This is a genomic window from Orrella daihaiensis (genome assembly GCF_022811525.1).
Classification (GTDB): Bacteria; Pseudomonadota; Gammaproteobacteria; order Burkholderiales; family Burkholderiaceae_B; genus Algicoccus; species Algicoccus daihaiensis.
Map to the genome: position 1 here is coordinate 2,135,507 of NZ_CP063982.1, position 20,314 is coordinate 2,155,820.

Here is a 20,314-nt window from a genome sequence, read left to right on the forward strand (position 1 = left end):
CAACATACGTTGGGTACCGCTAATCTGTTTGACTCACCAAAGCTATGTCAAACGGTCGCCCCACCAGTGCATGACCTTTTCATAAGGCAATGCAGACGCTAAAAAATGGGGGTTAATGATATCGGGCTGGCCATAACTCAAGGGTTGCCCCTGCAGATCAATCACACAACCACCTGCCCCTTCAAGCACTGCTTGAGCAGCAGCGGTATCCCACTGGCTGGTAAACCCCAAGCGGGGATAGAAATCGGCCAAGCCAGCTGCAATCCGACAGAACTTTAACGAGCTGCCAGCCTGCATTAGCTCTGTCTGACCCATGCGTTCTATCAGTGTCCGGGTCTGTGGCCCAAGGTGGCTTCGACTCGCGAGTATGCGCCACGGTGGCTCGGATCTAGATTTGACCGTCATCAATTGGTGATCGCACCCACTGTTGAGCTCATAAGCACCCTCGCCGCCCACGGCACGCCAAGCCCCTAGGTCTGCACCGCCCCAAAACAGCTCTTCAGTCGTAGGTTGATAAACCACACCAAGCACCGGTTTACGGTTCTCGATTAGGGCAATATTGACAGTAAATTCACCCGTGCCCGACAAAAACTCCTTGGTACCGTCCAGAGGATCAACCAGCCAGAATGTCGATCCCGACTGCTGCACCGCTAGAAGCTGTTCGGGCTTGAAGGATTCTTCGGAAATCAACAAAATAGCTGGTGCGTGTTGAGCTAAGCCAGCAGCAATGATTTGATGGGCTGCCAGATCCGCTTCGGTTAACGGTGAATGATCGCTCTTGTGGTGAACCAGCACGCTAGAGCTGCCGTTCGGATGCAATTGTGAAGCCTTATAAACAGCCAGAATCGCTTGACCAGCCTCGTGGGCAAGGGGCAACAGCCACTTGAGCATAGCTCGCAGTTGCTCACTAGTTAATGCACCAGGAACTGTCACCACTGTTTGCATCCTTTAGATGGCACAACGGCCAGCATGGCTGGCCGTTGTCTACTTCGTTGCCGTGAATTTACAGACTTTTTTGAAGCTCGGGCACTGCTTCAAACAAATCAGCTACCAAACCGTAATCCGAGACACCAAAGATGGGTGCCTCCTCATCCTTATTGATCGCCACAATCACCTTGGAGTCCTTCATACCGGCCAAGTGCTGGATCGCGCCCGAGATACCAACGGCCACATATAACTGGGGAGCAACGATCTTGCCAGTCTGACCTACCTGCCAGTCATTGGGTGCAAAGCCAGCGTCAACGGCTGCACGCGATGCACCAAGCGCAGCACCCAACTTGTCTGCCAGAGGTTCCAAAATCTTGAAGTTCTCCGCACTGCCTATGCCGCGGCCACCAGAGACAACCACATTGGCACCTGCCAACTCAGGACGATCACTCTTGGCCAGTTCGCGCCCCACAAAACTTGACTTACCGCTATCGCCGACCACAGTCAAAGTCTCAACAGCGGCACTACCACCTTGGGCTGCAACCGCATCAAACGCAGTCGTGCGCACAGTCAGCACCTTTTTGGCGTCTTGGGACTGCACCGTGGCAATGGCGTTGCCGGCATAGATCGGTCGCTCAAACGTATCAGGCGAGACCACCGCGGTGATTTCAGACACTTGCGCCACATCGAGCTTGGCTGCAACTCGGGGGGCGACGTTCTTGCCCGACACAGTCGCCGGAAACAAAATATGGCTATAGCCATCGGCAACTGCCAATACTTGCTCGGCGACGTTTTCTGCCAGGGCATTACCGAGTGAGTCGCCGTCGGCTAACAGCACCTTGGTGACGCCAACTGCCTTAGCAGCCTCATCAGCGGCAGCCTGTGCACCTTGGCCAGCCACCAAGACATGGACATCAGCATCGATCTTGGTTGCTGCAGCGATTACGTTCAGTGTTGCGCCTTTGAGTTGCGCGTTATCGTGTTCTGCAATGACGAGTACGGACATGATTTACACCACCTTCGCTTCGTTTTTAAGTTTATCAACCAGCGCCGAAACATCTGGGACCTTGATACCAGCCGAGCGGCTTGGCGGCTCGCTTACTTTTAGCGTCTTTAGGCGTGGCGCAGCATCTACGCCCAGATCAGCGGGCGAGACAGTATCTAGCTGTTTTTTCTTGGCCTTCATAATATTGGGCAAGGTGACGTAACGCGGCTCGTTTAAACGCAGGTCCGTCGTGACAATCGCTGGCAACGTCAACGACAGCGTCTCCAAGCCACCATCGACCTCTCGGGTGACGGTGGCTTTGCCGTCGCCAATTTCAACCTTGCTGGCAAATGTTGCTTGTGGCCACCCTAGGAGCGCGGCCAGCATCTGGCCAGTCTGATTGGCGTCATCATCAATAGCTTGCTTACCGAGAATAATCAGTTCGGGCTGTTCTTTGTCAGCCAGTGCCTTCAGGATCTTGGCAACAGCTAGAGGCTGCAGCTCTTCGTCGGTTTGCACTAAAACACCCCGATCAGCACCAATGGCCATGGCAGTACGCAAGGTTTCCTGACACTGGGCTACGCCGCAAGAGACAGCCACAATCTCGGTGACAGTTCCCTTTTCCTTCAGGCGAGTCGCTTCCTCGACGGCAATCTCATCAAAAGGATTCATGGACATTTTCACGTTGGCGATATCGACGCCAGTCTGGTCCGACTTAACCCTGACCTTGACGTTGTAGTCCACCACGCGTTTTACGGGTACTAGGACCTTCATCAATCACTCTCCAGTATTGGTCAATAAAATCAGCGAGACAGCAAATCCGGAGTGTGGTGCGCCGGCAACGGCACCCCAATGTTTTATATTCCCCCAACATGCCGTCTAATCCATGAGCGGCAAGGATTTTCTGTCTAATTTCTGCCCATTCTACAACTTTGCCAAGGTCCGCACGTGAGCAACCACGCTACGCGCCAGCGCCGAGAGGTTATAGCCTCCCTCCAAGGCACTGACAATGCGCCCTTGCGCATGCTTGTCAGCCACCGCCATCAATTGCTCGGTCATCCAGATATAATCGGCTTCCACAAGTCCTAGCTGGGCCATGTCATCCTCACGATGGGCATCGAACCCGGCCGATATGAAGATCATTTCAGGTTTATGAGCCTCCAGCCTCGGTAGCCAATGCTCAGTGACCAACTCTCGAATTCGGTCTCCTCGGGTGTATGCATCGACTGGGATGTTGCACATGTTTGGTGCTGGGTCATGCACACCGCAGTCGGGAAACAACGGGTACTGGAAATAGCTGCACATCAAGACACGCTCATCACCCGCAAATATCGCCTCGGTACCATTGCCATGGTGCACATCAAAATCAATAATCGCGACCCGTGACAAACCATGATTGGCCAACGCATGGGCAATTCCCACGGCGATATTGTTAAAAAAACAAAACCCCATGGCACGGGCAACAGATGCGTGGTGACCGGGCGGGCGCACAGCGCAGAAAGCGTTTGACGCCGAACCCGAGATCACTGCATCAACAGCCTGTATGACGCCACCAGCGGCATGGCGCGCCGCGTCCAGCGTATGCGGGTTCATCACGGTATCGCCATCGATATCGTAAATACCGTTATCAGGTAGCCATGCCGACAAACGATCCAGGTGAGCCTGTGCATGAACCCGTAACAAATCCGTATCAGTTGCCGGTGCGCTCACCTCATCAGTACGGATGTAGTTGATAATGCCACTAGTAAGTAGTTGGTCCGTGATGGCATCGAGCCGCTCGGGACATTCAGGATGCGCTTGCCCCATATCGTGCAAGCGACAAACCGGGTGGGTGAGGAACAGTGTCTCCATGAGGTCTATATGCCTAAGGCTCTAAGTTATTTCCTATTATTATCCCTCTTCTGGGGCACGATAGGGTGTTCCACCCCTGCTACCGACTTGAGATTAGACAAAGGCTCTGCATCCATTGGTGGAGCGCACGCTGCACCCTCAGCCCCATCTCAGCCGCCCATCGCCTCCAACACAGTCGCAAAGCCTGTACCCAACACCGGCTATCTTGCCCGGTCCGATGTGCAGGCTTACGCACAAACTGTCGCGAACGCCCGTAACCTGCCGCTAGACAATGTACGTGCGCTACTGGCCACGGCCAAACGCCTACCCGTGGCGATCCGACTCATGACCCCGCCAGAGCCTGGCAAGCCCGTCACCCCAAAAAATTGGGCCACCTACCGCAATAACTTTGTTGAGCCTATCCGCATTAACGCAGGCAAAGCTTTTATGAGTGAGCATGAGCAGATACTCAAAGCCGCCGAAGCACGTTTTGGGGTGCCTGGGAACATCATTGCGGCCATCATTGGCGTCGAGACTTTGTATGGTCAGTACATGGGCAACTACCGGGTGCTGGACGCACTCACCACGCTGTCGTTTGACTACCCTGACCCTATGCGACCAGACCGCATCGCGATGTTTCAGGGGCAGCTCGCTGATTTGGTTGAGTTACACGAGCAGGGCAAGGTAGACGCCAACCGGCAGCTAGGCTCATTTGCCGGGGCCATGGGGATACCGCAATTCATGCCCACCAGCTTGAAACTCTGGGCGATCTCTAGCGACCCAAAACAAGCCCATATTGACTTGGAGCACAACGTCAATGACGCCATACTATCCGTAGCCAATTTTTTAAAAGTCCACGGATGGATTGCCGGACTACCGGTGTTTGCGCCGGTCGATCTTCCCACCAATGCTGGCGAGCTCGTTGACGGCGGGCTAACCCCCCGCCTTGATTGGTCCGAACTTAAACTCGCTGGCGCCACGCTCGCAGCGGGCGCTGAACCGGGCGCTTGGACTAACTACCCGCTCGGGGTGATCAACCTGCCCCTACCCGCACAAAACACGGTTCAATATCGCACTGCCACGCCCAATTTTTTTGCGCTCACTCAGTATAACCGGAGCTACTTCTACGCCACGGCTGTCGCTGATTTGGCACAAGCATTGATAAGGTAAAAATACAGATGTTTGTGTCTAGCCTATACCTCTGGCGGATCTCTTCTCGACATGAAATCTTAACTAGCAGCAGGTTGCTCAAACCAACTATCCCAAGCGCCACCCAAGGGCTTGATCAAGCGCGAATTACCCATTGCAACTACGTCAACGGACTTCACATTCTCGGGCAATGCCAGGGCCTTCGGTAACCTGATTGCCTGGGTACGGTTAGTCTTGAACACTGAAGCTATGACACTCCCGCCACCTAACCGCCTATGTCGGTTGAGGTGGGGGTTTCCTGGTTCATCGATCTGAGCACCGCACTGTTTCCAGTGCCGCGACTTACCGCGATCTCCCCAAGCGTGAATTCGGAGCAACCCGCCCCTACTGTTTTCTTGCGCATACACAACGGTTTTTTTGCAATTGTTATTTGTCTTTCTCACGCTAGGAAAGCTCGGCCACATGCAGCCAGTGCTACTGATTAAAAATACCTGTGGACAAATAACGGTCACCGCGATCGCAGACAATAAACACGATGGTTGAGTCCCTGACTTCAGCCGCTACTCGAAGCGCGGCTACCAGGGCACCTGCGGCTGAGACGCCTGCGCAAATACCCTCCTCAGCCGCAAGGCGCCTGGCCATCGTTTCGGCATCGGATTGTTCAATCAACTCAAACCGGTCGACCCGGGTAGCGTCGTAGATTTTGGGGAGATAAGCTTGCGGCCACTTACGAATCCCCGGGATTTGTGAGCCTTCAGCCGGTTGTGCACCTACGATCTGAACATTTGGATTCATGAATTTCAAAAATTTCGAAGTGCCCATGATCGTGCCAGTCGTACCCATGGCACTGACGAAATGCGTTACGCGACCTGCTGTCTGCGACCATATCTCGGGGCCCGTGGTCTTAAAGTGCGCGAGTGGATTGTCTGGATTGGCGAACTGATCAAGCACAATGCCCTTGCCCTCACTTTGCATCTTGGTAGCCAAGTCTCGTGCATACTCCATGCCGCCTTGATCTGCAGGCGTGAGAATGAGCTCGGCACCATAAGCCGTCATCGAGGCACGTCGCTCAAGTGAGAGGTTATCTGGCATGATCAGAATCATCTTGTACCCGCGCATGGCAGCTACCATGGCCAAGGCGATTCCGGTGTTGCCGCTAGTGGCCTCAATGAGCGTATCGCCCGGCTTGATATCACCGCGCTTTTCTGCTTCGAGGATCATGGACAGTGCCGGACGATCCTTAACGGACCCAGCTGGGTTATTTCCCTCCATCTTGCCCAGGATCACGTTACCTCTTGGCGTACCCACTTCGCCGGGCAAGCGCTGCAAGCGAACGAGCGGCGTATTGCCGACAAGCTGTTCAAGCGTCAAATACTGATCCTGATTCATGATGACAATCCTGTAGTTTGATTTTTATGTGATTGTATTGAATGGTTGACCTCTGTTCCTGCAAAGACCATCTTGCAGATGATCGCATCAAGGCAACTTCAAAATCTCCGGCGTCACGACATCAGCCCTCATGGACTGGCCTCGCACAGGCTTTGCTTGCGAAACTGCTTGTGGCTTAGCGCAGGGCTTGTCGAGCGTTCCGACACAGAGCCCAGCGCTCTTTAGTTTAATGATGGTTTTAGGGCCGATCCCTGAGAGACGCTCGGAAAGGTGTTCAAGTGACTCAAATGGACCTCTTGCCCGTTCAAGCACAATTCGCTGTGCGGTTTTAGCGCCAATACCTTTGACTTGTTGCAGCTCTTGCACATCAGCGCGGTTGACGTCTACCGCTGCCAAAACACTACTAGAAGCAATAAGCCCCCAAAGAATAAGGATATGCGCGAGCAGCTTTCGCCCCCAAAGCATTGCCGTTGCCCGAACGCCGAATGTCCGGTATTTGAGTGAGTGATTGTTCACCATCAGCCCCTTCTATTAAAGGTGCTTATGGTGAGCCTACGCAGCAACCAATTCAATCACGGCAAATACGGTTTAGGCTAAATCTTTAGATAGCCGTGCTCGATTTGGTAGCGCACGTAATCTGCCACGCCTGTTTGTACATCCTTTAAAGGCTTCTCGTAGCCTGCGGCGCGCAATTCGCCCATGTCAGCCTGCGTGTAACTTTGATAGCGACCCTTTAAATCGTCTGGAAACGGGATGTAACGCAGGATATCTTTAGCCACCAGTTCATCCAGACTTAACTCGGGCTGGCCCCGCGCAGCGCTAATAGCGTTGACAACGGAACTCGCAACATCGTTAAAAGGCTGAGCACGACCTGTTCCACAATTAAAAATGCCACTAATCTGCGGATTATCCAGAAAATGCAGATTAACCGACACCACATCATCGACAGAGATGAAATCTCGCTTTTGCCCGCCATCGGGGTAACCGTCCCATCCCCCGAAAAGTTTCACATGCCCCTCAGTCACAAACTGGTTCATGTTGTGAAACGCCACAGAGGCCATGCGTCCCTTGTGCTGTTCGTGCGGCCCATACACGTTGAAATAGCGTAGTCCCACGACTTGAGCCGTCAACGTTGCAAACCTCGCTCGCACTACCTGATCAAACAGAAACTTGGAGTAGCCATACACATTCAAAGGGCGCTCATTGGCCAAGTCCTCAGCATAGACGGGACCCGCCCCATAGACTGCTGCCGAGGAAGCGTAAATAAGAGGTACACGCTGCGCCTGTGCCCATTCGAACAACTCAAGTGTCACCCGGTAGTTGTTGTCCATCATGTAGTGACCATTACGCTCAGTGGTATCTGAACAGGCACCCTCATGGAACACCGCTCTTGCTGACGGCAGACTGCCGTGAGTCACCATCTGACGGAAATCCGCTTTATGCATATAGTCCGCAATCTCGCAGCCCACCAGATTTACAAACTTGTCACCGTCAGTCAAATCATCGACTGCCAGAATATTCGTCTCACCACGAGCATTCAAGCCCCGCAAAATATTGGCACCGACAAACCCAGCCGCCCCGGTCACGATAATCATTCCAATTCCTCCGCCGTCACAGTCGAGGTACCCAACTTGCCAACCACGATGCCTCCAGCCCGATTGGCCCACCGCATCGCTTCAATCCAAGAACCACCAGCCCCTCGAACAACAGCCAAAGTCGCCAGCACCGTATCGCCAGCCCCTGAAACATCAAACACCTCATGCGCCTGCGCATCGACGTGATGACGCTCTTGATTCATAAACAATGTCATGCCTTGCTCAGAGCGTGTCACAAGTAGCGCTTCAAGCCCGAGTTGCTCTCGTAACTGTTGAGCTCGTGCGTTCAGATCACTCTCATCTAGCCAATGACCAACCGCTTGTTGCATCTCACTCCGATTAGGTGTGACCAAACTAGCACCTCGATAACGGGTATAGTCCAGACCCTTGGGATCCACCAGCGCAGGCACGCCGATCTCTCGAGCTTTATTGATCAAGCTAGCAACCTGAGCCAATGCGCCCTTATCGTAATCAGACAACACCACCACGTCATGATGACCCATCAGTGGCATCACTCGATCCGTCAGGGACTGCACACAGCTTGACGAAGGTCGCCCCTCAAAATCCACTCGCACCATCTGCTGCTGGCGACCAAGCACCCGCATTTTAAGGGTCGTTGGGTGGGACTCGTCATCATCCACCAACTCAGGATGAATGCCGGCATCACGTAGCATGGCATGTACTTCCCGGCCTGGCTCATCACGTCCCACAATACCTGCCAAGGTAACCCGAGCACCAAGTGCAGCAGCATTACGCGCTACGTTGGCAGCACCACCCAATCGATCCTCACAGCGGCCCACATGGACCACCGGCACGGGTGCCTCTGGCGAGATGCGTTCAACCTCCCCAAACCAATAGCGGTCAAGCATGATATCGCCGACAACCAACACACGAACACGCGAGACTGCTTCACGGGGAAACTGCTTCAGATCGCCACCTAAACCCGATCCCTGGCCATCACGCTTGGAAAGTAAATTCATAATTGTTCTTCCACACGACGTGGGCTGTAGGTCTCCCAACCATGACAACCCGGGCACTGCCAGTAAAACGCCCGCGCCTGAAAGCCACAAACACGACAACTGTATCGATCCAACCGCTGGGTATGTCGGCCCACCAAACGCTTAAGCAAATCTAATGACACCAGCGCCTGATTGCTCTGGGTATCGACCCCATCGACTGGCTCAGCCTTGGACTGAGCCAGGAGCGCTCGCTCTAACCCGAGCAAGCTTGGACTTTTACTCAACGCAGTTTGGGCAAAAGCCCAAGCTGCTTGCGAACCATGTGCGCGCCAATTCAGGCGGAACACCACATCAAACAAGTCCAGCGATGGGTGCTGTTCGTAGTGGCTCGATAGACGTTGCAGCAGTTGATCACATTCGTTGGAGGCTGCGAAGTTATTTTGTAAATCACTAGCGATCAGACCGGCGTATTCCGGTGCTTCGTCAAGCAGAGTCAACAAGTAGTGACGCTCCAGTCCGGCATCACCACTGGCACGCGCCAACGCCGCCTCTAGCATCAACACTCTGGCACGTGAGGCTGATGTTGACGTATCTTCCTGCCCCACAATCCTACCTGCCTCATCCAGCGCAGATCGCAGCGCCTCGAACTCGGGTGGTTGATGTGTCAAATGACCCTGTGCGATCTCACAGTAATAATGAACCAGTTGCGGTACTGATTCGCTCGTCAGTTTGCCTAGCCTGCGCACCGCTTCGATGGCTTTGGGCCAGTCATGCTCAGACTCGTAAATACGCACCAAGGCTCGTGCAGCCTGCTCTTGATAGCGCGTGTTCTTCAGTTCCTTATATGCCATTTCAGCACGATCGAGCATTCCCGCTTTTAAATAATCCTGGGCAATCTCATGCAAGGCATGCTCGCGCTCACGCGATGGCAAATCAGCACGCGCCAAAAGACTCTGATGCACCCTGATGGCGCGCTCCATCTCGCCTCTGCGACGAAACAGATTACCGAGCGCAAAATGCAACTCGGTGGTTTCTGGATCAAGTTTGGCAACTTCGACAAATGCGTCGATTGCGCGATCAGGCTGCTCATTGAGCAAAAAATTCAGGCCTTTGAAGTAAGAGTCCGGCAGGTTACGACTTTCGCTAAGCATGTGCCTGAAATCGATCCTCGCGGCAAGCCAACCCAGGCCAAACAACAACGGCAGAAATATCAGCCACCAGGATTCAAAAGTCATCGCTTATCGCTCGCAAGCTTCACAATGGTTTGACAACCGAATCAGCAGACGTTTGACTGTTGGCAGCAGTGTCTGCAACTGCCGCATTGGCTGCCTGATTTTTTTGTACTTTTCGCAGGTCGCGTTTCAAACGCCCGGCTTCACGACGGCGCCGCCAGGTCGAGGGCAACATTAGAAACACACCTAAGACTGTGCCCAACACGAAGGCCACCAGCATCACAATCACCAGTGGTACACCCACAAATTGCGTATTACCCAAAAACTGCACATCAACTGGCGCCATGTTCTTGTAGGCAAATAACACCACCACAGCAAACACTGCCAGTTTGATCGCCCACCAGACGTAGCGCATGTTTAGTTACCCTATGACAATAAGCATTCATTGTAATGCAAGGGATTTGATGCAAACTAGCCAGCAGGCAAGTTCAAGGGCGTGGTGCAAATGCTGCAGCCATGCCTTTCTCGACCGACTGTGGCGGCGTCCAGTGAAGTCGCTCACGGGTAGACTCAATATCAACCTGGAGATTGTCGGATAGACGACGTATCATCTGGCCTTTGCCTAGAGCCTGCGCAGCAAGTTTAAGCAGTCCGATTGGAACAGGCACAGAGCGCAGCACCAGCCCACAAGCTTTGGCAATCTGCCGAGCGAGATCAAGCGTTGACAGGTCATGGTCATCACTTGCTAAAAATACCTGCCCGGGTGCATTGGGGTGACTCGCGCACAAAATCACCAAATCAACCAGATTGGCCAGGCTGATCAGACTGCGGCGATTTCGATCCAGCGCGCCGATGGGAAGCGGCACGCCACGACGTATCGCGCGCTCTAGCAATTCCAAATTACCCTTGGCATCAGGTCCGTAGACCAGTGGCGGGCGCACCACAGTGGCTTGCAGACCCGTTTGACTGGCAACCTCAAACAAACCTTGTTCCGCCTCAAACTTGGACAATGCGTAAGGGTCAGCAGGCGATGCAATCGAATCGATGGCTTTGAAAGCCTGACCAGGTGTGGTTCGTTCCCCATTGACTTTGATCGTACTCAAAAACACCAATCGCTTAACCTTGCTGTCGGCACAGGCCCTAGCCAACCGAACTGTGCCGTCGCGATTGACGGCCATCATGCGTTCAATTTCGTCAGGACCCGGGTTCATCACATGGACTCGAGCCGCTGTGTGTACCACGACATCAACACCATCAAGCGGCCACCGCGCGCGGGGGTCAGCAAGGTCGGGCGCAGCGACTCGGACAACACTTCCCTGCATTTCTAGATCGTCCTGATCGCGTATTGCAGCACGAACTTCATAGCCTCGTGCCACAAACTCACGACACAAGGCCCGTCCAATCAGGCCATTGGCACCCGTGACCAACACCACTGGCAAGCGATGAGGATCGGCCGACTTACCTTTGGAAGCGGGTTTAACGACTAAGGTCGATAACGATTCAGATTCAGCTGATGCGATTGAGGGTAGAACCGCTGACATGGGGCGAGTTCAGATCGCTTGAATCTTCAAGAAGACAGTTTTATGCCGAGGTCTGTAGAGTCTGCCTCGTCATCAGGCTTAGTGGCACCATGGCCATTATCAACCCGCTCGCGCAACTCTTTACCGGCCTTGAAATGCGGCACACGCTTACCAGGTACAGCCACCTGCTCACCCGTTTTAGGGTTACGCCCAATCCGAGGCGCACGCTGGGATAAAGAAAAGCTCCCAAACCCACGGATCTCAATACGCTGGCCGTTGGCCAAGGATTCGACCATGGTGTCAAGGATGGTCTTAACTGCCAAATCAATATCACTGGCAGCGAGCTGCTTATGGCTCGCTGCCAGTGCCGCGATAAGTTCCGACTTGGTCACAACGATCTCGCGGTCAACAAAACTTATTCGCCGTCTTTGGCTTGATCAAGCTTGGCTTTCAACAACGCGCCAAGGTTGGTCGTGCCAGTGGTAGCACCCGCTTCAGACATGCGCTGCAGAGTATCAGCCGTATCAGCATTCTCACGAGCTTTGATTGAGAGCTGAATCGAACGAGCCTTACGGTCCACGTTGATAATCATGGCCTCTACTTCATCGCCCTCTTTGAGCACCGTGGTAGCGTCTTCGACACGACCGCTGGCCATCTCGGAGGCACGCAGGTAGCCTTCCACATCAAGCGACAGGGTAATCACTGCGCCCTTGGGCTCAACCGACTTGACGGTACCTTGAACTACAGCACCCTTGTCGTGTGTACCCACGAAGTTATTAAACGGATCACCTTCGAGTTGCTTGACACCGAGTGAGATACGTTCTTTATCCGTGTCAATGGCCAACACAACGGCTTCGAGCTCATCGCCCTTCTTGAGGTTACGAACAGCTTCTTCACCGGTATCAGTCCATGACAGATCCGACAAATGCACCAGACCATCGATGCCGCCAGGCAACCCGACGAACACACCAAAATCGGTAATCGACTTGATCGCACCGCTAACCTTGTCACCGCGCTTGAAATTGGTCGCAAACTCTTCCCATGGGTTCGGGCGGCACTGCTTCATGCCCAACGAGATACGACGACGCTCTTCGTCGATCTCCAACACCATGACCTCGACCTCTTCACCCAAGGTAACCACCTTGCGCGGATCGACGTTCTTGTTGGTCCAGTCCATTTCTGAGACGTGAACCAGTCCTTCGATACCAGCCTCAACTTCCACAAACGCGCCGTAATCGGTCAGGTTGGTTACCTTGCCAAACAGGCGGGTACCTTGCGGGTAGCGACGCGCCAAACCAATCCAGGGATCTTCACCAAGCTGCTTCACACCTAAGGAAACGCGGCTCTTTTCCTGGTCGAACTTCAATACTTTGGCTTCAATCTCTTGGCCGACCGTCAACACCTCGGACGGATGACGCACGCGACGCCAGGCCATATCCGTAATGTGTAACAAGCCATCAATGCCACCGAGATCGACAAATGCGCCGTAGTCGGTGATGTTTTTGACCACACCCTTGACAGTCGCCCCTTCGCTCAGATTCTCGAGTAACTTCTGACGCTCTTCGCCCATGCTGACTTCGAGCACGGCACGACGTGACAACACCACGTTATTGCGCTTACGATCGAGCTTGATAACCTTGAACTCCAAGGTCTTGCCTTCATAAGGTGTCGTGTCCTTAACAGGACGCGTATCCACCAATGAACCGGGCAGGAACGCGCGGATGCCATTGGTCATTACTGTCAAGCCACCCTTGACCTTGCCGGTGATGGTGCCAGACACCAACTCGTTGCTCTCAAGCGCCTGTTCGAGTGACAACCAGGCAGACAAGCGCTTGGCCCGATCGCGAGACAGCACGGTATCACCGTAGCCGTTCTCAAGCGAATCGATCGCCACAGACACGAAGTCGCCTTCATTGACTTCAAGCTCACCCTGATCGTTGAGAAACTCCTCAAGAGGAATCAAGGCTTCTGATTTCAAACCTGCGTTAACAATCACGAAATTGTGATCCACGCGCAGAACTTCAGCAGAGATCACTTCGCCGGACTTCATGTCCTGCTTTTTGACGCTCTGGGCAAACAAATCGGCGAAGCTTTCGCCGCCAGTTAGGTTTTCAGTGGTTTGTTGAGTTGACATGTAAAAGGTACCTGGTGGATCGTCCCGATCCGGTTTCTCGCCAAGCCTGTCAGCCGACAAACATTCAGTAGAACGTTGTGAGCAGACAACTCGCGGTGTTAAAAATTACCGAAGAACCCGACCCTGACTGCGGTCTGGGCACATCGGCGCTGATGCTACAAGTACTACCGGTTGGTGCTGGCTGTACTACCTATCACCACCTATCCAACACTAGATCCCACATGAATTGTGGAAAGCCGTCTAGGTTAACATAAAAAATCGTTTTTGATCAATCGCTTAGCTATTAACCCAAGGTTTGGTGAGCTCGGACTGCAGAAGCAGCAAAGCAGAACCAGGCCCAAGGGGCACTAAGACTGTCGCAGGCGCTTGTGCCACAGTGACATAACTGCCGCAACGGTGTCCTCAACCGTTAGCCGAGATGAGTCTAGCTGATGCGCATCATCGGCTGGCTTTAAGGGGGCAACCGCACGGTCGGTATCCCGAAAGTCACGCTCTTTGAGGTCGGCAAGCACCGCTTGCTCATCGGGCACGAGGCCTCTTTCGCGAAGTTGCTGACAACGTCTTTGAGCCCGAGACTGAACATCGGCAAGCAAAAATATCTTCAAATCGGCATCAGGAAACACCACCGTGCCCATATCACGGCCGTCTGCCACAAGCCCAGGCGGCTGTCGAAAGGCCCGCTGACGCTCAAGCAAGGCTTCGCGCAAAGGCGCAGCGGGTGCCAGGCGTGAGGCCAAATTGCCAACATGCTCTTGCCGGATCAGCTCGGTGACATCCTGACCGGCCAGCATAATCTGGCCATCATCAAACCGAATTTGCATTCGCCGTGCTGCCAAAGCAACGGCTGCGATGTCATTGGCATTGATGTTGTTATCAAGCACTGTCCAAGCTGCCAATCGGTAGAGCGCGCCGCTGTCCAACACATGCCAGCCCAGTTCAGCGGCTACCCGAGCGGCAACCGTGCCTTTGCCTGAAGCAGTCGGACCGTCAATCGCGATGACTGGAACCCGGACTGACGCCTCAATCACGATACCACCTGCGAATACACCGAGAAATAATCCGGGAAGGTTTTGGCCACACAACCTGGATCCTGTATCGATACCGGCACGGGCCCAAACGCAGCTAGAGAAAAACACATCGCAATACGATGGTCATCGTATGTGTGAATAGAGGCTGCGCGCCATCGGCCTGATTCAATCGGGTAAACCGTAAGCCAATCCTCACCACTATCGACACGCGCTCCAAGTTTGGCCAACTCAGTTGCCATCGCATGAATGCGATCGGTCTCCTTGACTCGCCAACTGCCAATATTGCGCAATGTGCAAGGACCATCGGCATAAATAGCCAAGACAGCAGCCGTCATCGCTGCATCGGGAATCAGATTGAAATCCTCATCAAACGCCTTCAGGCGAGCACCGTTGGCCACTGACACACCAGATACCGTCACGGCGTCAGGCGCCATTTCAAGCCTGCCGCCCATTTGCTCAATGGTTTTAGCAAATGCCATATCACCCTGGATGCTGTCAGCCCCCACGCCACGAATGGTGATGGGTCCTTGGCCAATGAGGCCCAGCGCCATGAAGTAAGAGGCCGATGACGCGTCTGCCTCAACATGTATGGTGCCTGGTGACTGATACCGAATGTCTTTGGGAATCACAAACACCAAGCGACCAGTGGCATCTGTCTGGCGCTGGACCTGCACCCCGAATTTAGCCATGAGATTGGTGGTGATATCGATGTACGGTTTGGAAATCAATGTCCCCACAACGGTAATGCGCAGATCTTGACCAGTTTGCAAAGCAAGCATTGGCCCAGCAAGAAGCAAGGCTGTCAAAAACTGACTAGACACTGAACCATTCACCTCGACCGAATCACCCTCGGCCATAGCAGGCTTGATTCGCAATGGTGGGAAACCACGCTCGCCCAGATAATCAATATCAGCGCCCAAGCCACGCAAGGCATCAACCAAATCACCAATCGGGCGTTCGTGCATTCGTGGCACCCCAGACAATTGGTAGTCACCACCTGCGAAGGCTAGCGCAGCCGTCAAGGGTCGAAAGGCTGTCCCTGCATTACCCAGAAACAAATTGGCCTGCAAAATCCGAAACCGTCCCGGGCTAGTCACCGTCACCACGCCGTTCTTGCGACGACCGACCCCTATACCCAAACCTGAGAGCGCTTGCAACATCACACGAGTGTCGTCAGAATCAAGTAATCCGTGAATATCGGTCGAGCCAACACTCAGCGCGGCCAGTAGCAGCACCCGATTGGAAATGCTTTTAGAACCTGGCAAATTTAATGATCCATGCGCTCGGGTAGATGGGTCAAGCACCAAGTCAGGTTGCGCTGCACCAGTCATTACTTGCCTCGGCCGCTTTCGTGCTTTTGCCGCTCGCCCCATTCACGGCGAACGCTGGCCGCATGCGCAAGCACCGTTTCCAGCCAAGCCTCGTCCTTAGCCTTCAACGCCTCCCGAGCTTGCCCCAGCAAATCATGCAAATCATCCAATTGCCGGAGCATGGCGTCTCGGTTAGCCATAAAAATATCACGCCACATTTCGACTGACCCTTGGGCGATACGAGAAAAATCCCCAAATCCAGCACCGGCTAACTGTAGATTCAAATCCGCGTTGGCATCGCGCGCGACATGTTCAACGTAAAGGCTAGCCAGCCAATGTGGGAGGTGGCTGACCGCAGCTAACACATCATCATGCTGGCCGACCTTCATGGTAACCAACCGTGCACCACAAGCTCGCCAAGCAGCACCCACAAACTCCACTGCTCTGTTTGCATTCTCAGGTAGTGGGCACAAGACAACATGACGATCTCGGTAGAGATCAGCAAAAGCAGCTTGGGGACCCGACTCGTGGGAACCAGCAATCGGATGCGCCGGCACGAACTGACCGATTCGCTCGCCAAGTGCCGCGCGCGCAAACGCGACCACGTTTCCCTTGGTACTGCCGCCATCGGTAATCAACGTCTTGGGAGATAACGCCTTGCTTAAACCCTCGAACAATGGCCCGAATGTTCCCACCGGGGACGCGAGCATGATGAGATCGCATTGGCTGGCTGCTTCATGAAGGGTAATGGTTTCATCGATAATGCCAAGCGTTTGCGCCTGAGCCAGCGTCTCGGGCTGACGCCCAACCCCAAAAACTCTCCCGACACAACCGGCTTGCTTTAAGGCCAGGGCAAACGATCCACCAATTAAGCCCGTACCGATCACAGCCAGGGTATTGACCCGAAAGGCGTTGGAAGCTGTATCAGCGGCAGTGACGCTGCTCACGCAGCCTCCTTGCCGAGCACCTCAGTCATCGCACGAATCAGAATAGCGTTCTCCTCGGGCAGTCCAATGGAGATACGTAACCACTCGGGTAGGCCATCTGCACCCACTGGACGCACAATGACCCCACGCTTTAACAATGCTTGATTGACCGCGTTGGCATCACCAACATGCACCAACACAAAGTTGGCATAGCTCGGCACGTAGGTTAAGCCCAAGCGGTCAAACGCTTCTTGCAACTGTTTCTTTCCAGCCGCATTGACCTCGGCACTCCGCGCCAGAAACGCGTCATCCTGAAATGCCGCAATGGCAGCGGCCTGAGCCAGCGAATTGACATTGAAAGGCTGCCGCACGCGCGCCATCAGATCAGTCAGAGCGGGCTGCGCCAACCCAAAACCAACACGCAGCCCCGCCAGACCATACGCTTTGGAGAAACTGCGCGAGACAACAAGGTTCTCGAATCGTTTAACCAATGCGACGCTATCGATACGAATATCATCAGGTAGATATTCGTTATAGGCTTCGTCTAACACCACAGTCACTCGATTGCCATGGGCTGCATGTACCCGCTCCAAAAACGTCGTGACGTCCCTGGATGTCAAAAAAGTGCCGGTAGGGTTATTAGGATTAGCGATAAACACCACCCGGGTATTGTCAGCAATCGCCTCGAACATCGCATTCAGGTCATGCCCGAAATCTTTCGCGGGCACAACAATGTGCTCGGCGCCCCTGGCCTGCGTAGCAAGTCTGTAAACCACGAATGCGTATTGCGAGTAAACCGCACTGTAGCCAGGTTCCAATAGCGCCATGCCGACAAGTTCGAGGATGTCATTAGACCCATTGCCAAGCGTGATCCATCCGGCTGGCACATCAAGGCGCTTAGCTATCACCTGTTTAAGTGCATAGCCACCCGGGTCGGGATAACGCCCCAAGCCCTTGAGCTCATGCTCGATGGCTTGCTTGGCTGACTCAGGCATACCAAGCGGATTTTCATTGGATGCGAGCTTGACGACCTGCTCAGGTCTGAGTCCTAGCTCCCGCACCAAGTCATCAATTGGCTTGCCCGGAATATAGGGCTGAATTTGCTTGATGTGCTCCGGTGCAATCAACCCTTTGTCACCCACGGTGTTCTTGCTACTGTTACTCACGTCTGCCTCGGATAGGAACCTAGCACCTTGAAAAATGCGCAGCGCGCCTGCAATTCAGACAACGCCTTGGCCACTGCTGAATCTTGCCGATGGCCCTCGATGTCCACATAAAAGTAATACTCCCACTGTCCGGTTCGCGCCGGGCGTGATTCAAATCGATACATGGACACTCCGTTCTCGGCCAGTGGCGCAAGCATCTTATACACCGCGCCGGCCTCGTTGGGCACCGCCAAAATAAGACTGGTTTTGTCCACCCCAGTCGGTAGCGTATCTATTTTGCCAATCGCTAAAAATCGGGTGCGATTTGATGGGTCATCTTGAATACCTTCAGCCACTACCTCCAAGCCCCAAGCCCGTGCGGCAATATCACTGGCAATGGCGGCTACCGTTGGATCTTGCGAAGCGATACGAGCCGCTTCAGCGTTACTGGCTACCGGCTCACGTGCCAAATGAGCCTGGTTCATACCCAACCAATGCTGGCACTGCGCCAAAGCCTGCGGGTGCGCCAAAACGCGCGTTATCCCCTCCATACTTCCTGTCTTGCTTAACAGGCAGTGTCGAATCACGATGGTGTGCTCACCGACGATGCGCACCGGTGTATTCAACAAAAGGTCAAGTGTGCGATTAACAGCACCCTCGGTGGAGTTCTCAACCGGCACCATGCCGACCTCGGCACCGTCAGATTCGACTCGCCTGAATACCTCATCAAAATCCGGACATGGCAAACCAGTAATGTCCTGACCCATGTACTCAAACGCTGCCTGCTCCGAGAAAGATCCGGTCGGCCCGAGATAGGCAACGCGAATTTCCTTTTCCAGACCACGACAAACCGAGATGATTTGGGCCCAAATGGCGTCTATCGCTTTATCGCCGATCGGCCCGGCATTAACAGCTTGCAACGCCCGAATTACTTGAGCTTCACGTTCTGGCCGAAACACGGGTCCCTGTTCGTGGTGAGCGTGCTTTAGGTCACCCACAGCTTGTGCAGTTCGCGCCCGCTCGTTGATTAGCTCCAGAATCTGTTGATCAAGCGTGTCAATTTTCTGGCGCAGTGGCAATAGCTTTGCCTGCAGTTCTTTATCCATGTTCGCGCTCAAACCACTGTAGGTAATCAATCAACGCCATCACACCTTCGAGCGGCATGGCGTTGTATATAGATGCCCGCATACCACCGACGGACTTATGGCCTTTAAGCTGATTCAACCCGGCGGCGCGAGCGCCGTCAAGAAATGCCTGATCCAAAGAGCTATCAACCAGCGTAAAAGGCACATTCATGCGCGAGCGTACCGACGGGTGAACTGGCGCACGGTAAAACTGCGATTGATCAAAAAAGCCGTATAGGGCATCAGATTTGGTGATATTCGCTTTTTCGATGACACTCAGTCCACCCTGGCGCAATAACCACTTAAACACCAAGCCAGCGATATAAATCGCGTAGGTGGGCGGCGTGTTGAACTTTGACTGTTCTTTGGCAACGTTGGAATAGTCAAACGCAGATGGACAAACCGGCAACGCATGACCAATCAGATCGCGCCGAATGATAACGACAGTCACCCCCGCCGGACCTGCATTTTTTTGGGCACCTGCGTACAACATACCCACACGGGAGAAATCCATCGGTCGCGATAGAAAATGTGACGACGCATCGACAACGAGCGGCACGTCTGGCGCACCCATAGCGTTCATTTGGCGGGCATCTGGCCAAGCTATAAACTCTACGCCCCCAATGGTCTCATTGCTGCAAAGATGCAGATAAGCGGCAGTGGACCGCACACGCCACTGACTGACATCAGGCACCCAAGTGAGCGGTCCGTACGTTTGGGCTTGATCATCAAAGACAGCATCGTTGCTAGCAGCCACGGTCACATCGCCGTATTTCGCCGCTTCTTTGAACGATTTGGTTGACCAACTACCCGTGAGGACATAATCAGCATGCTTTTGCGTACTGCGCCCAATCAAATTCATTGGCACGATGGCATTTTCCGCTGTCGCCCCACCCTGCATGAATAGCACAGCAAACTCATCGCCAACACCGAGTAACTGGCGTAGGTCACTTTCGGCCTCGTCACAAATTTGCGTGAACTCCGGGCCTCGATGGCTCATCTCCATGACAGACATACCGCTGCCATGCCAATCAAGCATTTCTGCGGCAGCCTGCTCGAGGACAGCTTCAGGTAGAACCGAAGGACCAGCAGAGAAGTTCCAAGGCCGATGCTTACTCATG

Annotated in this window: 21 protein-coding genes; 1 reads left to right on the forward strand and 20 read right to left on the reverse strand. The window is 53.9% G+C overall.

Features of this window, described 5'->3' with window-relative positions:
- Positions 1-42: 42 nt before the first annotated feature.
- From cysQ to DHf2319_RS09865, 4 genes are all read right to left on the reverse strand, one after another.
- On the reverse strand, positions 43-936 hold the full coding sequence (gene cysQ / locus DHf2319_RS09850; RefSeq protein ID WP_243478044.1) for a 3'(2'),5'-bisphosphate nucleotidase CysQ: 894 nt from the start codon (positions 934-936) through the stop codon (positions 43-45).
- A 67-nt stretch (positions 937-1,003) separates the two neighbouring features.
- Positions 1,004-1,933: an electron transfer flavoprotein subunit alpha/FixB family protein gene (locus DHf2319_RS09855; protein ID WP_243478045.1), complete on the reverse strand. Its 930-nt coding sequence runs from the start codon at positions 1,931-1,933 to the stop codon at positions 1,004-1,006.
- A gap of 3 nt (positions 1,934-1,936) precedes the next feature.
- A complete protein-coding gene (locus DHf2319_RS09860) occupies positions 1,937-2,686 on the reverse strand; it encodes an electron transfer flavoprotein subunit beta/FixA family protein (protein ID WP_243478046.1) in 750 nt (249 codons plus the stop codon).
- A gap of 150 nt (positions 2,687-2,836) precedes the next feature.
- Positions 2,837-3,763: a histone deacetylase family protein gene (locus DHf2319_RS09865; RefSeq protein ID WP_243478047.1), complete on the reverse strand. Its 927-nt coding sequence runs from the start codon at positions 3,761-3,763 to the stop codon at positions 2,837-2,839.
- A gap of 9 nt (positions 3,764-3,772) precedes the next feature.
- Between DHf2319_RS09865 and mltB the strand changes: the two genes are divergently transcribed.
- Positions 3,773-4,912, forward strand: coding sequence for a lytic murein transglycosylase B (gene mltB, locus DHf2319_RS09870; protein ID WP_369810180.1), 1,140 nt, complete (start codon positions 3,773-3,775; stop codon positions 4,910-4,912).
- A 59-nt stretch (positions 4,913-4,971) separates the two neighbouring features.
- Here the strand turns inward: mltB and vapB are convergent, their stop codons facing one another.
- The 16 genes from vapB to serC all read right to left on the reverse strand — a co-directional run bounded on the left by vapB (position 4,972) and on the right by serC (position 20,313).
- Positions 4,972-5,133, reverse strand: coding sequence for a type II toxin-antitoxin system VapB family antitoxin (vapB, locus tag DHf2319_RS09875; RefSeq protein ID WP_369810181.1), 162 nt, complete (start codon positions 5,131-5,133; stop codon positions 4,972-4,974).
- A 232-nt stretch (positions 5,134-5,365) separates the two neighbouring features.
- Positions 5,366-6,280, reverse strand: coding sequence for a cysteine synthase CysM (gene cysM, locus DHf2319_RS09880; RefSeq protein WP_243478049.1), 915 nt, complete (start codon positions 6,278-6,280; stop codon positions 5,366-5,368).
- A gap of 87 nt (positions 6,281-6,367) precedes the next feature.
- On the reverse strand, positions 6,368-6,799 hold the full coding sequence (locus DHf2319_RS09885; RefSeq protein ID WP_243478050.1) for a ComEA family DNA-binding protein: 432 nt from the start codon (positions 6,797-6,799) through the stop codon (positions 6,368-6,370).
- 74 nt (positions 6,800-6,873) lie between these two features.
- Positions 6,874-7,875, reverse strand: a complete 1,002-nt coding sequence (gene rfaD / locus DHf2319_RS09890; RefSeq protein WP_243478051.1) for an ADP-glyceromanno-heptose 6-epimerase — start codon at positions 7,873-7,875, stop codon at positions 6,874-6,876.
- Entirely contained in the window at positions 7,872-8,804 is a 933-nt protein-coding gene (gene rfaE1, locus DHf2319_RS09895; RefSeq protein ID WP_243480086.1) for a D-glycero-beta-D-manno-heptose-7-phosphate kinase, read from the reverse strand. The genes rfaD and rfaE1 overlap by 4 nt, the downstream gene beginning before the upstream one ends.
- A gap of 47 nt (positions 8,805-8,851) precedes the next feature.
- Positions 8,852-10,069, reverse strand: coding sequence for a lipopolysaccharide assembly protein LapB (lapB, locus tag DHf2319_RS09900; RefSeq protein ID WP_243478052.1), 1,218 nt, complete (start codon positions 10,067-10,069; stop codon positions 8,852-8,854).
- A 19-nt stretch (positions 10,070-10,088) separates the two neighbouring features.
- The gene (locus tag DHf2319_RS09905) at positions 10,089-10,421 is read right to left on the reverse strand and encodes a LapA family protein (RefSeq protein ID WP_243478053.1); all 333 of its coding nucleotides are present in this window, start codon (positions 10,419-10,421) and stop codon (positions 10,089-10,091) included.
- A 73-nt stretch (positions 10,422-10,494) separates the two neighbouring features.
- Positions 10,495-11,547, reverse strand: a complete 1,053-nt coding sequence (locus DHf2319_RS09910; protein ID WP_243478054.1) for an SDR family NAD(P)-dependent oxidoreductase — start codon at positions 11,545-11,547, stop codon at positions 10,495-10,497.
- Between the two features lie 26 nt (positions 11,548-11,573).
- Complete coding sequence (locus DHf2319_RS09915; RefSeq protein ID WP_243478055.1) at positions 11,574-11,918, reverse strand: integration host factor subunit beta; 345 nt, start codon at positions 11,916-11,918, stop codon at positions 11,574-11,576.
- 23 nt (positions 11,919-11,941) lie between these two features.
- A complete protein-coding gene (gene rpsA / locus DHf2319_RS09920; protein ID WP_243478056.1) occupies positions 11,942-13,660 on the reverse strand; it encodes a 30S ribosomal protein S1 in 1,719 nt (572 codons plus the stop codon).
- 347 nt (positions 13,661-14,007) lie between these two features.
- Positions 14,008-14,691: a (d)CMP kinase gene (cmk, locus tag DHf2319_RS09925; RefSeq protein WP_243480087.1), complete on the reverse strand. Its 684-nt coding sequence runs from the start codon at positions 14,689-14,691 to the stop codon at positions 14,008-14,010.
- On the reverse strand, positions 14,685-16,019 hold the full coding sequence (aroA, locus tag DHf2319_RS09930; protein WP_243478057.1) for a 3-phosphoshikimate 1-carboxyvinyltransferase: 1,335 nt from the start codon (positions 16,017-16,019) through the stop codon (positions 14,685-14,687). The genes cmk and aroA overlap by 7 nt, the downstream gene beginning before the upstream one ends.
- Positions 16,019-16,945 carry a prephenate dehydrogenase gene (locus DHf2319_RS09935; protein WP_243478058.1) on the reverse strand — a complete coding sequence of 309 codons (927 nt, stop codon included), beginning with the start codon at positions 16,943-16,945 and terminating at the stop codon, positions 16,019-16,021. The genes aroA and DHf2319_RS09935 overlap by 1 nt, the downstream gene beginning before the upstream one ends.
- Complete coding sequence (gene hisC / locus DHf2319_RS09940; RefSeq protein ID WP_243478059.1) at positions 16,942-18,090, reverse strand: histidinol-phosphate transaminase; 1,149 nt, start codon at positions 18,088-18,090, stop codon at positions 16,942-16,944. The genes DHf2319_RS09935 and hisC overlap by 4 nt, the downstream gene beginning before the upstream one ends.
- Complete coding sequence (gene pheA, locus DHf2319_RS09945) at positions 18,087-19,175, reverse strand: prephenate dehydratase (RefSeq protein ID WP_243478060.1); 1,089 nt, start codon at positions 19,173-19,175, stop codon at positions 18,087-18,089. Before pheA ends, hisC begins: the two co-directional genes overlap by 4 nt.
- Positions 19,168-20,313, reverse strand: coding sequence for a 3-phosphoserine/phosphohydroxythreonine transaminase (gene serC, locus DHf2319_RS09950; RefSeq protein ID WP_243478061.1), 1,146 nt, complete (start codon positions 20,311-20,313; stop codon positions 19,168-19,170). Before serC ends, pheA begins: the two co-directional genes overlap by 8 nt.
- Between the last annotated feature and the right edge of the window lies 1 nt (position 20,314).